The organism is Micromonospora sp. B11E3, assembly GCF_039871625.1.
Lineage (GTDB): Bacteria > Actinomycetota > Actinomycetes > Mycobacteriales > Micromonosporaceae > Micromonospora.
Genome location: NZ_JBDPMC010000003.1, coordinates 1 through 12,082 on the forward strand (window position 1 = coordinate 1; position 12,082 = coordinate 12,082).

The following is a 12,082-nucleotide window of genomic DNA, read 5'->3' on the forward strand; positions in this document are numbered from 1 at the left end:
GGGTCCGTGAGGCAAGGAGTACGTCCCATGCGTATCCGTTCCCTGCTCGCCGTGCTCGGCACCGCGTTCGTCGGCGTGCTGGGCGCCGCCAGCGGCGCCGTCGCCGCCCCCGCCGAACCCGTCAGCCCGTACATCATCGGCGGCAGCTACGTCTCGTCCGCGCCCTGGGCCGCCGCCGTCTTCAGCAACGGCTCGTTCACCTGCTCCGGCAGCGTGATCGCCTCGTCGTGGGTGCTCACCGCCCGGCACTGCCTCAACGGCAGCATGTCCGTCCGGGTCGGCAGCGTCTACTACGCCTCGGGCGGCACCACCCGTACCGTCAGCGCCACCTACACCCGCTACGACCTCGCGTTGATGCGGCTCTCCAGCCCGGTGACCACCTCCGTCGTCTCGCTGGCCAGCAGCAACCCGCCGATCGGCTCCACCAACTCGATCTACGGCTGGGGCAGGACCTGCTACAGCGGCTGCTCCGCGTCCAGCCAGCTCAAGACCGCCACCGTCCAGGTGACCAGCAACAGCGCCACCGACGCGTACGGCGGCCAGGCCATCCGGAGCAGCCGGATCACCGGCAACGCCTGGAGCGGCGACTCGGGCGGACCGCAGTTCTACAACGGGCGCCAGGTCGGCGTCGCCTCGACCGCCGACGGCGTGAGCATCCAGAACTACGGCAGCGTCGCGTACAACCGGGCCTGGATCACCTCGGTGGCCGGTGTCTGACGGTCCAGCCCTCCGGACCCCCGTCTGGGTGATGTGGGCGGGTTGACGCCGCGTACGGCGCGGATGGTCGGCGAAGCGCCGGCCGTCCGCGCCGACCCGTTTCTCAGCATCCGTTCAGCTGGCGACGGCTGACGAACCGTCGCCCGCCGGTGCGACAGCATCGGAAACGTGCTGGTCGTGACGACGGATCAACTGCCCGGCTACGAGATCCGCCAGATTCTCGGCGAAGTGGTGTCCTCGATGGCCAGGACCCGCAACCCGTACCGCGAGGGGGTGAAGAACCTTCGCGGCGGCGCGTACGATCCGATGGCGCCGGACAACCTCACCCGCTGGCGTACGGACTCGGTGGCCCGGCTCGGCGAGGAGGCCCGCCGCCTCGGCGCGAACGCCGTGGTGGGGATGCGCTTCGACAGCCGCGACTGCGGCGAGATGTGGATGGAGATCTGCGCCTACGGCACGGCGGTCATCGTGGCGCCCAAGGTGCCCGACGTCATGCCTCCGGACCAGCCACTCATCGCGGCGGACACCGCCCAGGAGCCGGCGTTCACGGAGTCCCCCGGCGGCATCGCGGAACCGGCGAGCGCCCCGAACCTGAGCTCCGCCGCGGAGACCCCCACCCGCAAGCCCTGACGCTCCGGGCCCACCGATCCTGTTGATCATGGAGTTGGCGGCAGTTTTCGAGATCCACATCACCGTCAACTCCATGATCACCGGGGCCGGGGGGCGGGTGGGCGGTCAGAGGATGGGGGGTGGGGAGTACGCCGCCGCGTCCGGGTGGCTCGTGACCACGTCGGCGATGCGCTTCGTCACCGCGTCGACCTGGGCCGCGGCCGCGCCGACGAACGCGGCCCGGTCGGCGACCAGGCCGTCGATCTCGTCCCTGGTGAGGCCGAGCCGGGGGTCGGCGGCGAGGCGGTCGAAGAGGTCGTTCTCGGCGGCGCCCCGCTCGCGCATGTCCAGCGCCACCGCGACCGCGTGCTCCTTGATCGCCTCGTGCGCGACCTCCCGGCCGACGCCCCGACGCACGGCCGCGACCAGGATCTTCGTGGTGGCGAGGAAGGGCAGGAAGCGCTCCAGCTCCCGGTTGATCACCGCCGGGTACGCCCCGAACTCGTCCAGCACCGTGAGGAACGTCTGGAACAGCCCGTCGGCGGCGAAGAACGCGTCCGGCAGGGCCACCCGGCGGACCACCGAGCAGGAGACGTCCCCCTCGTTCCACTGGTCCCCGGCCAACTCGCCGACCATCGACAGGTAGCCCCGGATGATCACCGCGAACCCGTTCACCCGCTCGCTGGACCGGGTGTTCATCTTGTGCGGCATCGCGCTGGAGCCCACCTGGCCTGGCTTGAACCCCTCGGTGACCAGCTCCTGGCCGACCATCAGCCGGATCGTGGTGGCCAGCGACGACGGCGCGGCGGCGACCTGGGCCAGCGCGGCGAGTACCGCCAGGTCGATCGAGCGCGGGTAGACCTGGCCGACGCTGTCCAGCACCCGGCGGAAGCCGAGGTGCTCGGCGACCCGCCGCTCCAGCTCGGCGACCCTGCCTGCGTCGCCGTCGAACAGGTCGAGCTGGTCGGCCGCCGTGCCCACCGGACCCTTGATCCCGCGCAGCGGGTACCAGTCGATCAGGTCCTGCAACCGCTCGTACGCGATCAGCAGTTCCTCGGCGGCGGAGGCGAAGCGCTTGCCCAGCGTCGTGGCCTGCGCGGCGACGTTGTGCGAGCGACCCGTCATCACCAGGCCCGAGTGCTCCTGGGCGAGCCAGGCCAACCGGGCGAGCGCGGCGACGACCCGGTCCCGGATCAGCTCCAGCGACCGGCGCACCTGGAGCTGCTCGACGTTCTCGGTGAGGTCGCGGGAGGTCATCCCCTTGTGCACGTGCTCGTGCCCGGCGAGCGCGCTGAACTCCTCGATCCGCGCCTTCACGTCGTGCCGGGTGACCCGCTCGCGCTCGGCGATCGAGGCCAGGTCGACGTCGTCGAGCACCCGCTCGTACGCCTCGACCACGCCGTCGGGCACCGCGACGCCCAGGTCCCGCTGGGCGCGGAGGACGGCGAGCCAGAGCCGCCGCTCCATCCGTACCTTCTCCTCGGGCGACCAGAGGGCGGCCAGTTCGGGCGAGGCGTAGCGGTGGGCGAGCACGTTCGGGATCGTCGTCACGCAGCTCATTCTCCCGTACGCGCCGGTCACGGCCTCAGCCAGCCCTTGGCCTGCCCGCTCTCAGCGGTCACCCTGAATGGGCTGGTGGTAGCGCAACTCGTGCAGGTGGCTGCCCTTGACGAGGATCGACACCTCGACCGGTCGGCCGTCCGAAGATCGGATCACCCGGACCTGCCGCATGACCGGAACGTACGGGGGTAGGCCCAGGGCCTCGATCTCGTCCGTGGTGGGCATCCGCGCCGAAACACGGTCCAACAGTTCCCGCTGCGGGTGGCCGAGCTCTGCCAGCACCCTCCCGGCTCCGCCCCCGATCTTCTTGCGCTCGGCCAGCTCGGTCCCACGGGCGATCGCGCTCGGGTAGTACGACCAAGACAACTCGACCGGCTCGCCGTCGAACAGCAGGAGCCGGTGCCGCAGGACAGCGGACTCCCCGTCGGCAAGGCCGAGTCCGAGTGCGACCTCGGCAGGCGGCACGACCTCGGCGACATCGAGCAGTTGGTAGGCGTACCGGCCGGGCGTGGGCGGGAGGTAGGCGACGGCTTCGACCACGAGCGGCTTCCTGTCCCGTACGTACACGCCCCGGCCGACCTCGCTGTAGACGGCTCCCTCCGCCTTCAGCGTCGCCAGCGCACGTTGCACGGTTGCGGTAGCGGCGGCGTACTGCGTCACCAGTGTGGGGATGGACGGTAGTTGGGAACCGGGAGGCAGGTCGCCCGCCATGATCCGGGCCCGGATGTCGGCGGCGATCTGCTCGTGACGAGGCCGACCGTCGCTTCCGCTGGCCAAGTCCGTTCCCCCGTTCGCTAGTCGACGGACAACTGGTATCGCAGGTGTCGACCGTGCGGCACCATGGTCATGACGCTCACCTCGATCGGCACGCCCTCGTCCGTGCTGAGCAGGCGCGTCAGGCCAAGCACCCAGTCCCGCTCGGTCAGGTTGAGCGCACTCCGTTCCGCAGTGTCGGGCACTCGGGTGTAGACGTCCTCTCTCACCTGAGCGGGACGATAGCCCAACTCGGCGAGCAAGCCGATCGCACCGCCGCGGATCTTGCGATGCTCGCCGAGCGCCGTCCCCTGGGCGATGGATGTCGGATAGTACGAGTCCGTCAACTCCACCGGCCGGTCGTCCAACAGCATGAGTCGTCGACGGACCACCACCTGAGCGCCCGGCGCGATTCGCAGTGCCTCGGCCACCATCTCTGGGGCCGCGACCTCACCGACCTCCAACAGGCGTTGGGTGCCGACCCCGCCGTGCTGGGCCGCCTCTTCGCTCCAGGCGTCCCGGTCGTGCGGTGAACGCGCAACGACGTACGGCATCGAGACGCTGACCCACTCTGGTCCGTTCACGATCGGCTCCTGTCCGGCGGCCCGCCAAGGATCCCACTACAACACAGTCTCACCCTTGCTGCCTTACTCGAATGGCAGTAAGGTTGTCGCGAAGAAGTGGACCGGGGTGGGTCGGTTTGGCGGCCTCTCCCACTCCCGGCCCCTGCACGAGTCGAAAGGGAGCAATCGCAACGGACCGCGCCCCCGGGGACGACTCCCCTCCTGTCTACCACCCGGCAGCGCTACCCACCTGGGCGGGGACGTGGCGCGGCCCGATCGCAACGGCTCCCGGCCGGCCCGGCATCGCGCCGATCCGACGGCGCGACGCCGACCGAGATGGGGCGGGCGTACGGCCCGTCGTCCGGCAGCGACCGTCCACGGCTGCGTTCCCGCGGCTTGTGGCGCGCCGCCGTACGCCCGCCCCTCACGACAGGAGTGAGAGATGAGCGTCTACCAATCGAAAAGCCGGCTCCGTAAGCGTGATGAGGCGGAGGCGGAAGCGGCCCACGAAATGCTGGCCACCCATGTACCCGATCAGGAGACCGGCCTCTGCGGGGTCTGCCTGGATCCCGGGCCGTGCCGGCCGGCGAACGCGGCGGCCAACCGGCTGGTCGAACTGGGTCGACCGGTGCTGCCGGCCGACCAGCCGAAGCCCAAGCCCGTCGGGTTGCGGGCCTGGCTGAGGCCGCACCGTCGGGCGATGCCCAAGCCGGCGCCCCTGCTGACCTTCGTCTGGCTGAGTCGGCTGCCTGTCCCGGGGCCACGTCCCCGCACTGCCCAGGTCACCTCATGACGGGACGACGCTCGACCCCGATCGGGGTGGGGGACATCGTGGAAGCCCCCGAGTTGCACTACTGCTACGGCTTGGGCGCGTTGACGCTGCGGGTGATCGAGGTGGGCCGCCGCGAGCGGCACAGCGACGGCATCTGGCTGAACCTGCGCGGCGTCGAACTGGGTGGAGCCGACGGCCCGCGGCAGCGACGGGTGCTGGTGCGGCTCGACGCCGTGCGCGTGCGGCCCACGGCCCCTTCCACCGAACCAACCGGCCCGGCAGGCGGCCCCGCCCCGCGACCCATCACCGACGGAAAGGCACATGTTCCGGTACGGCTGAGTTGGGACTGCGCCGGCTGCGGCGAGCCCTGGCCATGCGCGGACCGCCGCCGCCGGCTCCTCGTCGAGTACGCCCGCCTCGGCTGGCTACATTGATCCACTCCATGTCGCCGACATGGCGGCATCCGCCCGGCGAGAAAGCCGCCATGTCGGCGACGTGGCGGCCCGGCCCCCGCCCGGTCACACCTGCGGCACGTCGTGCACGGTCGCGCTCACCACGAGCGTCTTCGTCCGCTTGCCGTACGCGTTGCGCACGGTCAGCAGGTACGTGTGCTTCTGCACGTCGCCCTCCGAGCCCGAGCAGGGGAAGTTCAGGGTCTCGCTGCCGGCGGCCGGGTAGTTGTCGCCGTACACGCCCGGGCCGTCGACGGAGAGGGCGACCGAGTCGACGTGGCGGGACCTCCACTCCAGCACGACCGGGGTCCCGGCGACGGGGTTGGCGCTGGTCCCGGCCGGGCAGGAGGGCTTCCGCGCGACCCGGAAGTACTCGATGGTCGGGCCGGCCGGCTTCGGGGTGCTCGTCGTCGAGGTCGTACCGGACTGCCCGCCGCTGCTGCCGCTCCCGGCACCCGTCGAGCCGGAGCCGGTCGTACCGCTGCCGGCGTAGCCGGAGCCCTTGGCCGCCGACGTCTTCGCGCCGGACTTCCTGTTTTTCTTGCCGCTGCCGCTGGACGCGCAGCCGCTGACCGCCAGCACGGCGACCAGGGCGACGACGGTGGTACGGAGCAGGGCTTGACGGGGCATTCCGACTCCCTCACGAGTGCCGCCGCCGGTGCGTCCGGACGGGGTGCGTCCACGGTAGAGACGGTCGGCAACCCGATGGATAGGGTGATCATTTTGCTGAGTCGACCGACCGACGGGAATGGGGAAGAGTGTCCAGACTTACCGGCAAGGTTGCCCTGGTGACCGGTGGGAGCCGCGGTATCGGCGCCGCCGTCGTACGCCGCCTGGCCAAGGACGGGGCGCACGTGGCGTTCACCTACCGCGCGGCGGAGGACGAGGCGAAGGCCGTCGTCGCCGACGTCGAGTCGTACGGGCGCACCGGCCTGGCGATCCGGGCCGACAGCACCGACGCGACGGCGCTGGTCGGGGCGGTCGACCAGGCCGCCGCCGAGCTGGGGCGCCTGGACATCCTGGTCAACAGCGCCGGGGTGTTCTCGGCCGGGCCGATCGAGCAGGTCAGCCTGGACGACCTCGACCAGGCCATCGCCGTGCACGTGCGCGCGGTGTTCGTGGCGACCCAGGCGGCGGTACGCCACCTGCGCGACGGCGGACGGATCGTCAACATCGGCAGCAGCTACGCCAGCCGCGTCACGGACCCCGGGGTGAGCGTCTACGCCATGACCAAGACCGCGGTCAACGGCCTGACCAAGGCGCTCGCCCGCGAGCTCGGCCCGCGCGGCATCACGGTCAACGTGATCCTCCCCGGCTCCACCGACACCGACATGAACCCGGCGGACGGCGCGTTCGCGGACGCGCAGCGGGCGCACATCGCGCTCGGCCGGTACGGCAGGCCGGAGGACGTGGCGGCGACGGTCAGCCACCTGGCGGGCGAGGACGGCCGGCACATCACCGGCGCGTCGATCGCCGTGGACGGCGGCTCCACCGCCTGACTCACCCGCCCACCCCTCGACGATCATGGGTTTGGCGGCGGCGGATCGGACATTTCGCCCCGCCAACCTCATGATCATCAACGCGTGCGACGCGGGTGCGCGGAACGAACGGCCAGTGAACGCCCGGCTGCCAGGTCAGGACGGGGCCGGGCGGCCGGTCAGGGCGGTCCAGAGTCCGTCGGCGGCGGCCTCCTCGGAGTCGAAGACCTGGCGGACGTCGTGCACGCCGCGCTCGTACAGGCCGATCTCCCAGCGCCCGCCCGGCGAGTGGCGCAGGAACCAGAAGTCGGGTGGGACCGGCACGTGCTCGTGGACGTCCTCGATCTCGAAGGCGTCCGGCGACAGCCCCGCCGCCAGCAGCGCCCCGCGCACCTCGTACCGGTCCACACCCGACCTCCCGTTCGACTCCGACTCACCTACTGCAGCAGGTTCTCCTCGACCAGGTACCCGTTCTGCAGCAGCCAGGTGACGGTCAGGCTGCTGCCGGCCTGCGGCAGGTACGCGGGGTTGAGGCGGAACTGGGTGCCCTGCCCGGGCTGGGCGAACCACGGCGCGATCGGGCCGGAGTCGACCGTGAACGGCTGGAGCACGCAGTACACGTGGTAGTTGGCCAGCGGGGCGTTCTCCGGGGTGTTCAGGCTCTGCGGGGGCAGCGCCCGGGAGCTGAACGGCGTGCCGAGCGGGGAGAGGAACGCACCGCCGGGGAAGCCGAAGCGGTCGAGGCGGTAGCCGGCGAGCAGCGTCTGGGCCTGCGCGACGGGCCGGCCGTCCGGGGCGATGACGAAGCCGCCGGCGGGCGGGAAGACGTAGGCGGTCTGGGTGCCGTTCATGTACTGCTGGCTGAACTGCGCCTCGCTGAGCGCGCCGAAGCGCTGGTAGCCGGCGAGCAACGGCCCGACCGGCGACGCGGTGGGCAGCACCGCCGGGCCGAGCAGCGGGTTGCTGCTCAGGAACGAGGTGGTCGGCGGCGCGTTCGGCGGGGTGCCGGGCCGGCAGAGGCCGTTCGCCGTCTGGTCCGACGTCCCGCCGCCCGGAGGCCGGGTGGCGGTCGGCTCGAGCAGCCCGCCACCGCGCCCGCCGCCGGGCTGGCCGGAGCGGTCGGCGGCGAGCGCGGCGGCTTGGCCGGTGACGGTCGGCGCGCCGGGAACGGCGGCGGGCGCCAGGACCAGGGCCGCGCCGGAGAGCGCCGCCAGCAGCCAACGTTGCAGTTTCACGAGGAACCTCCCGAAGAGAGACGAATCGTCCTCATCCTCGGGGCATTCCGGGGTTAATGTGAGCGCTTATCCGATTTGCCGCCGGAACAGGGGAACGGTCCGGTTGCGCCAGGGCCTCAGCGCTCCAGGATCGCCGTCACGCCCTGGCCGCCGGCCGCGCAGATGGAGATCAGCCCCCGCCCACCGCCCTTCTCGGCCAGCAGCTTGGCCAGGGTCGCGACGATCCGGCCGCCGGTGGCCGCGAACGGGTGCCCGGCCGCCAGCGACGAGCCGTTCACGTTGATCCGGTCCCGGTCGATCGCGCCGAGCGGGGCGTCCAGGCCGAGCCGGTCCTTGCAGAACTCCGGCGACTCCCAGGCGGCCAGCGTCGCCAGCACCTGCGCGGCGAACGCCTCGTGGATCTCGTAGAAGTCGAAGTCCTGGAGCGTCAGCCCGGCCCGGGCCAGCATCCGGGGCACCGCGTACGCGGGGGCCATCAGCAGGCCCTCGTCGCCGTGCACGAAGTCGACGGCCGCCGTCTCGCACCAGGTGAGGAAGGCCAGCACGGGGAGGTTGTGCTCGGCCGCCCACTCCTCGGAGGCGAGCAGCACGGTGGACGCCCCGTCGGTCAGCGGCGATGAGTTGCCGGCGGTCATGGTGGCGCGGTCGGCGTCCGGCCCCTTGCGGCCGAAGACCGGCCTCAGTGAGCCCAGCTTCTCCAGGCTGGTGTCCGGACGCAGGTTCTGGTCGCGGGTCAGCCCCAGGTACGGGGTCACCAGGTCGTCGAAGAAGCCCCGCTCGTACGCGGCGGCGAGCCGCTGGTGGGAGCGCAGCGCCAACTCGTCCTGGCTCTGCCGGTCGACGTTCCAGCGCAGCGCGGTGCGGGCGGCGTGCTCGCCCATGGACAGCCCGGTACGCGGTTCGGCGTTGCGCGGGATCTCCGGCCGGAACGGCTGCGACGGGCGCAGCTTCGCCGCCGCCTTCAGCCGCCCCGCGAGGGTGCGCGCGGAGTTGATCCGGAGCAGGGCGCGGCGCATGTCCTCGTTGATCGCCAGCGGCGCGTCGGAGGTGGTGTCGACGCCGCCGGCGATGCCCACGTCGAGCTGACCGAGGGCGATCTTGTTGGCGACCAGGATCGCCGCCTCCAGTCCCGTGCCGCACGCCTGCTGGATGTCGTACGCCGGGGTGTGCGGGTCGAGCTTCGAGCCGAGCACCACCTCGCGGGTCAGGTTGAAGTCCCGGGAGTGCTTGAGCACCGCGCCGGCGACCACCTCGCCGACCCGCTGCCCGGCCAGCCCGAACCGGGCGACGAGCCCGTCCAGCGCCGCGCCGAGCATGTCCGCGTTGGACGCGCTGGCGTACCGGGAGTTGGACCGGGCGAAGGGGATGCGGTTGCCGCCGATGACCGCGACCCGCCGGATGCTCTGCACGATCCCGCCTCCAAATCAGGACTTGCCCACAACCTACTGGCCAGTAGGCTACGCCTATGACCGACAGGTACGCGAGCTTCGTCCGATCGGGGGCCGGCCGCGCGCTGGTCAAGCGCCTCGGGCTGCCCGACCCCCCACGCCTGCGCCGCCACACCCCGGGCGAACCGCTGGTCACCGGGCCGGTGCTGCTCGGCTCGGCCGACGGCGGCCGGCTCGCGGAGCCGGTCACCAGGATTCTCACCTTCGCCGGAGTCGAGCTGCGCGATCCGGCCGCCGCCACCGACGCCACCTCCCGGTACGCCGCCCTGGTGTACGACGCCAGCGGCATCACCGACTCCACCGGCCTGCGCCAGCTCTACGACTTCTTCCACCCGCAGGCCCGCTCGGTGCTGGCCAGCGGCCGGGTGATCGTGCTCGGCACCCCGCCCGAGGAGTGCGCCACGCCCCGCGCGGCCACCGCCCAGCGGGCCTTGGAGGGGCTCACCCGCAGCATCGGCAAGGAGTTCGGCCGGGGCGTCACCGCCCAACTCGTCTACGTCACCCCGAACGCCGACGCCGGCACGACGACCGGCCTGGAGGCCACGCTGCGCTTCCTGCTGTCCGGCCGGTCCGCGTACGTCTCGGGGCAGGTGATCCGCGTCGGCGCCGGCGCGGCCGAGCCGCCGGCCGACTGGAACCGCCCGCTGGACGGGCAGGTCGTCCTGGTCACCGGGGCGGCCCGGGGCATCGGGGCGGCGCTGGCCCGGGTGCTCGCCCGCGACGGCGCCCGGGTGGTGGCGCTGGACGTCCCCGCCGCCGGAGACGCGCTGGCCGCCGTGGCGAACGAGATCGCCGGCACCGCCGTGCAGCTCGACCTGACCGCCCCGGACGCCCCGACGCGGCTCGCCGACCACCTGGCGGGCCGGCACGGCCGGGTCGACGCGGTGGTGCACAACGCCGGCATCACCCGGGACAAGACCCTCGGCCGGATGGACGCCGACCGGTGGGACTCCGTCCTCGACGTCAACCTGTCCAGTCAGGAGCGGATCAACGACCTGCTGCTGGAGCGCGGGCTGATCCCGCCCGGCGGGCGGATCGTCTCCGTCTCCTCGATCGCCGGGATCGCCGGCAACCGGGGCCAGACCAACTACGCCACGTCCAAGGCCGGCGTGATCGGCCTGGTGCAGTCGCTGGCCCCGGTGCTGCGCGAGCGCGGGATCAGCGTCAACGCGGTCGCGCCGGGCTTCATCGAGACCCGGCTGACCGCCCGCATGCCGCTCATGCTGCGCGAGGCGGGCCGCCGGATGAACAGCATGGCGCAGGGCGGCCTGCCCGTGGACGTCGGCGAGACCATCGGCTGGCTGGCGTGGCCGGCCAGCGCCGCAGTCAGCGGCAACATCGTCCGGGTGTGCGGTCAGAGTCTGCTGGGGGCGTGATGGGCAGGGAAGAGGACGCCGACGAGCTGTCGGTGCACGAGCTGATCGAGGGGCCGACCGAGATCCTCTCGGCGCGGGACCTGGCCGCCGCCCGGGCCGCCCGGCCGGACCCGTACGACCTGGCGACCGCGGGCACCCAGGACCTGTCCAGCTACGCCGAGGACGCGACCCGGGACCTGTCGAGCTACGCCCTGGACGCGACCCGGCAGGCTCGCGACGCCGAGGCGGCGGGGGCGGGCGCGCCGGCCGGCCGGACGGTCGTGGAGCTGCCCCGGCTGCCGGCCACTGGCCCGCTCTACCGTCAGGCCGTGCTCGGGGCGCTGCCCGGGGCCGGCCGCCGTCGCGCCGTCGCGCCGCCCGAGGTGGAGCTGGCCGTCGCCGGGGTGACCGTCGACCGGGTCCACCTGGCCGACTACGACCGGGTCTGCGGGTTCCGGCTCGTCGACCGGCTGCCGGCGACGTATCCGTACGTCATGGGCTTTCCACTGATGCTGCGCCTCATGGCGGCCCCGGAGTTCCCGATGCCGCTGGTCGGCCTGGTGCACCTGGCCAACCGGATCAGGGTGCACCGGCCGATCGACGCCGGCGAGACGCTGGGCTTCCGCGCGTACGCGGAGAACCTGCGCCCGCACGACCGGGGCCGGCAGGTCGACGTGGTGCTGGTCGCGTCGGTCGGCGGCGAGGAGGTCTGGCGAAGCGTCTCGACGTGCCTCGGGAAGGAGCGCGGGGCGGGCGGCGGTGGGCGGCGCGACCCGGGCGAACGGCCCCCGGCGCCGGCCGCGTCCGCGCTGTGGCGGCCGACCCCCCGGGTCGGCAGGGACTACGCCCGGGTCTCCGGCGACCACAACCCGATCCACACGTCCCGGCTCGGCGCGCGGCTGTTCGGCTTCCCGCGCCCGATCGCGCACGGAATGTGGAGCAAGGCCCGCTGCCTGGCCGCGCTGGAGAGCCGGCTGCCGGACGCGTACACGGTGGAGGTGGCGTTCAAGCTGCCGGTGCGGCTGCCGTCCACGGTGGCGTTCAACGCCCGCCAGGCGGGCACGACGTGGGAGTTCGGGTTGCACGACGCGCGGGCGGGCCGCCCGCACCTGGCGGGCGTCGTGAGCTGAGACACGGAGG

13 protein-coding genes and 1 pseudogene are annotated in these 12,082 nt (G+C 72.6%); 7 read left to right on the forward strand and 7 right to left on the reverse strand.

The window, feature by feature from the left end:
- The first annotated feature begins 27 nt into the window (after positions 1-27).
- Together ABGB16_RS02250 and ABGB16_RS02255 are read left to right on the forward strand one after the other, a co-directional pair.
- A complete protein-coding gene (locus ABGB16_RS02250; protein ID WP_347666260.1) occupies positions 28-717 on the forward strand; it encodes a DUF1986 domain-containing protein in 690 nt (229 codons plus the stop codon).
- A gap of 63 nt (positions 718-780) precedes the next feature.
- Positions 781-1,347 (forward strand): annotated as a pseudogene (locus tag ABGB16_RS02255) (YbjQ family protein).
- A gap of 105 nt (positions 1,348-1,452) precedes the next feature.
- On the opposite strand, the gene purB reads toward ABGB16_RS02255, so the two are convergent.
- From purB to ABGB16_RS02270, 3 genes are read right to left on the reverse strand one after another with little or no spacing between them, the layout of a single operon-like run.
- Entirely contained in the window at positions 1,453-2,877 is a 1,425-nt protein-coding gene (gene purB, locus ABGB16_RS02260) for an adenylosuccinate lyase (RefSeq protein WP_347666261.1), read from the reverse strand.
- 60 nt (positions 2,878-2,937) lie between these two features.
- A complete protein-coding gene (locus ABGB16_RS02265; protein ID WP_347666262.1) occupies positions 2,938-3,663 on the reverse strand; it encodes a GntR family transcriptional regulator in 726 nt (241 codons plus the stop codon).
- Between the two features lie 17 nt (positions 3,664-3,680).
- Complete coding sequence (locus ABGB16_RS02270) at positions 3,681-4,223, reverse strand: UTRA domain-containing protein (RefSeq protein WP_347666263.1); 543 nt, start codon at positions 4,221-4,223, stop codon at positions 3,681-3,683.
- A gap of 421 nt (positions 4,224-4,644) precedes the next feature.
- Here ABGB16_RS02270 and ABGB16_RS02275 point away from each other — a divergent pair, with 421 nt between their 5' ends.
- Positions 4,645-4,995, forward strand: coding sequence for a hypothetical protein (locus ABGB16_RS02275; RefSeq protein WP_347666264.1), 351 nt, complete (start codon positions 4,645-4,647; stop codon positions 4,993-4,995).
- The gene (locus ABGB16_RS02280) at positions 4,992-5,408 is read left to right on the forward strand and encodes a hypothetical protein (protein WP_347666265.1); all 417 of its coding nucleotides are present in this window, start codon (positions 4,992-4,994) and stop codon (positions 5,406-5,408) included. Before ABGB16_RS02275 ends, ABGB16_RS02280 begins: the two co-directional genes overlap by 4 nt.
- An 84-nt stretch (positions 5,409-5,492) precedes the next feature.
- Here ABGB16_RS02280 and ABGB16_RS02285 read toward each other — a convergent pair whose 3' ends face one another.
- Positions 5,493-6,056, reverse strand: a complete 564-nt coding sequence (locus ABGB16_RS02285; RefSeq protein WP_347666266.1) for a hypothetical protein — start codon at positions 6,054-6,056, stop codon at positions 5,493-5,495.
- A 128-nt stretch (positions 6,057-6,184) separates the two neighbouring features.
- On the opposite strand from ABGB16_RS02285, the gene ABGB16_RS02290 reads away from it, so the two are divergent.
- Positions 6,185-6,925, forward strand: coding sequence for a 3-oxoacyl-ACP reductase family protein (locus ABGB16_RS02290; protein WP_347666267.1), 741 nt, complete (start codon positions 6,185-6,187; stop codon positions 6,923-6,925).
- A 135-nt stretch (positions 6,926-7,060) separates the two neighbouring features.
- Here ABGB16_RS02290 and ABGB16_RS02295 read toward each other — a convergent pair whose 3' ends face one another.
- The 3 genes from ABGB16_RS02295 to ABGB16_RS02305 all read right to left on the reverse strand — a co-directional run bounded on the left by ABGB16_RS02295 (position 7,061) and on the right by ABGB16_RS02305 (position 9,548).
- On the reverse strand, positions 7,061-7,312 hold the full coding sequence (locus ABGB16_RS02295) for a hypothetical protein (protein ID WP_347666268.1): 252 nt from the start codon (positions 7,310-7,312) through the stop codon (positions 7,061-7,063).
- A 29-nt stretch (positions 7,313-7,341) separates the two neighbouring features.
- A complete protein-coding gene (locus tag ABGB16_RS02300; protein ID WP_347666269.1) occupies positions 7,342-8,139 on the reverse strand; it encodes a TNT domain-containing protein in 798 nt (265 codons plus the stop codon).
- A 116-nt stretch (positions 8,140-8,255) separates the two neighbouring features.
- The gene (locus ABGB16_RS02305; protein WP_347666270.1) at positions 8,256-9,548 is read right to left on the reverse strand and encodes an acetyl-CoA C-acetyltransferase; all 1,293 of its coding nucleotides are present in this window, start codon (positions 9,546-9,548) and stop codon (positions 8,256-8,258) included.
- A 56-nt stretch (positions 9,549-9,604) separates the two neighbouring features.
- On the opposite strand from ABGB16_RS02305, the gene ABGB16_RS02310 reads away from it, so the two are divergent.
- Positions 9,605-10,963 carry a 3-oxoacyl-ACP reductase gene (locus ABGB16_RS02310; protein WP_347666271.1) on the forward strand — a complete coding sequence of 453 codons (1,359 nt, stop codon included), beginning with the start codon at positions 9,605-9,607 and terminating at the stop codon, positions 10,961-10,963.
- Positions 10,963-12,072: a MaoC/PaaZ C-terminal domain-containing protein gene (locus ABGB16_RS02315; RefSeq protein WP_347666435.1), complete on the forward strand. Its 1,110-nt coding sequence runs from the start codon at positions 10,963-10,965 to the stop codon at positions 12,070-12,072. Before ABGB16_RS02310 ends, ABGB16_RS02315 begins: the two co-directional genes overlap by 1 nt.
- Positions 12,073-12,082: the final 10 nt, after the last annotated feature.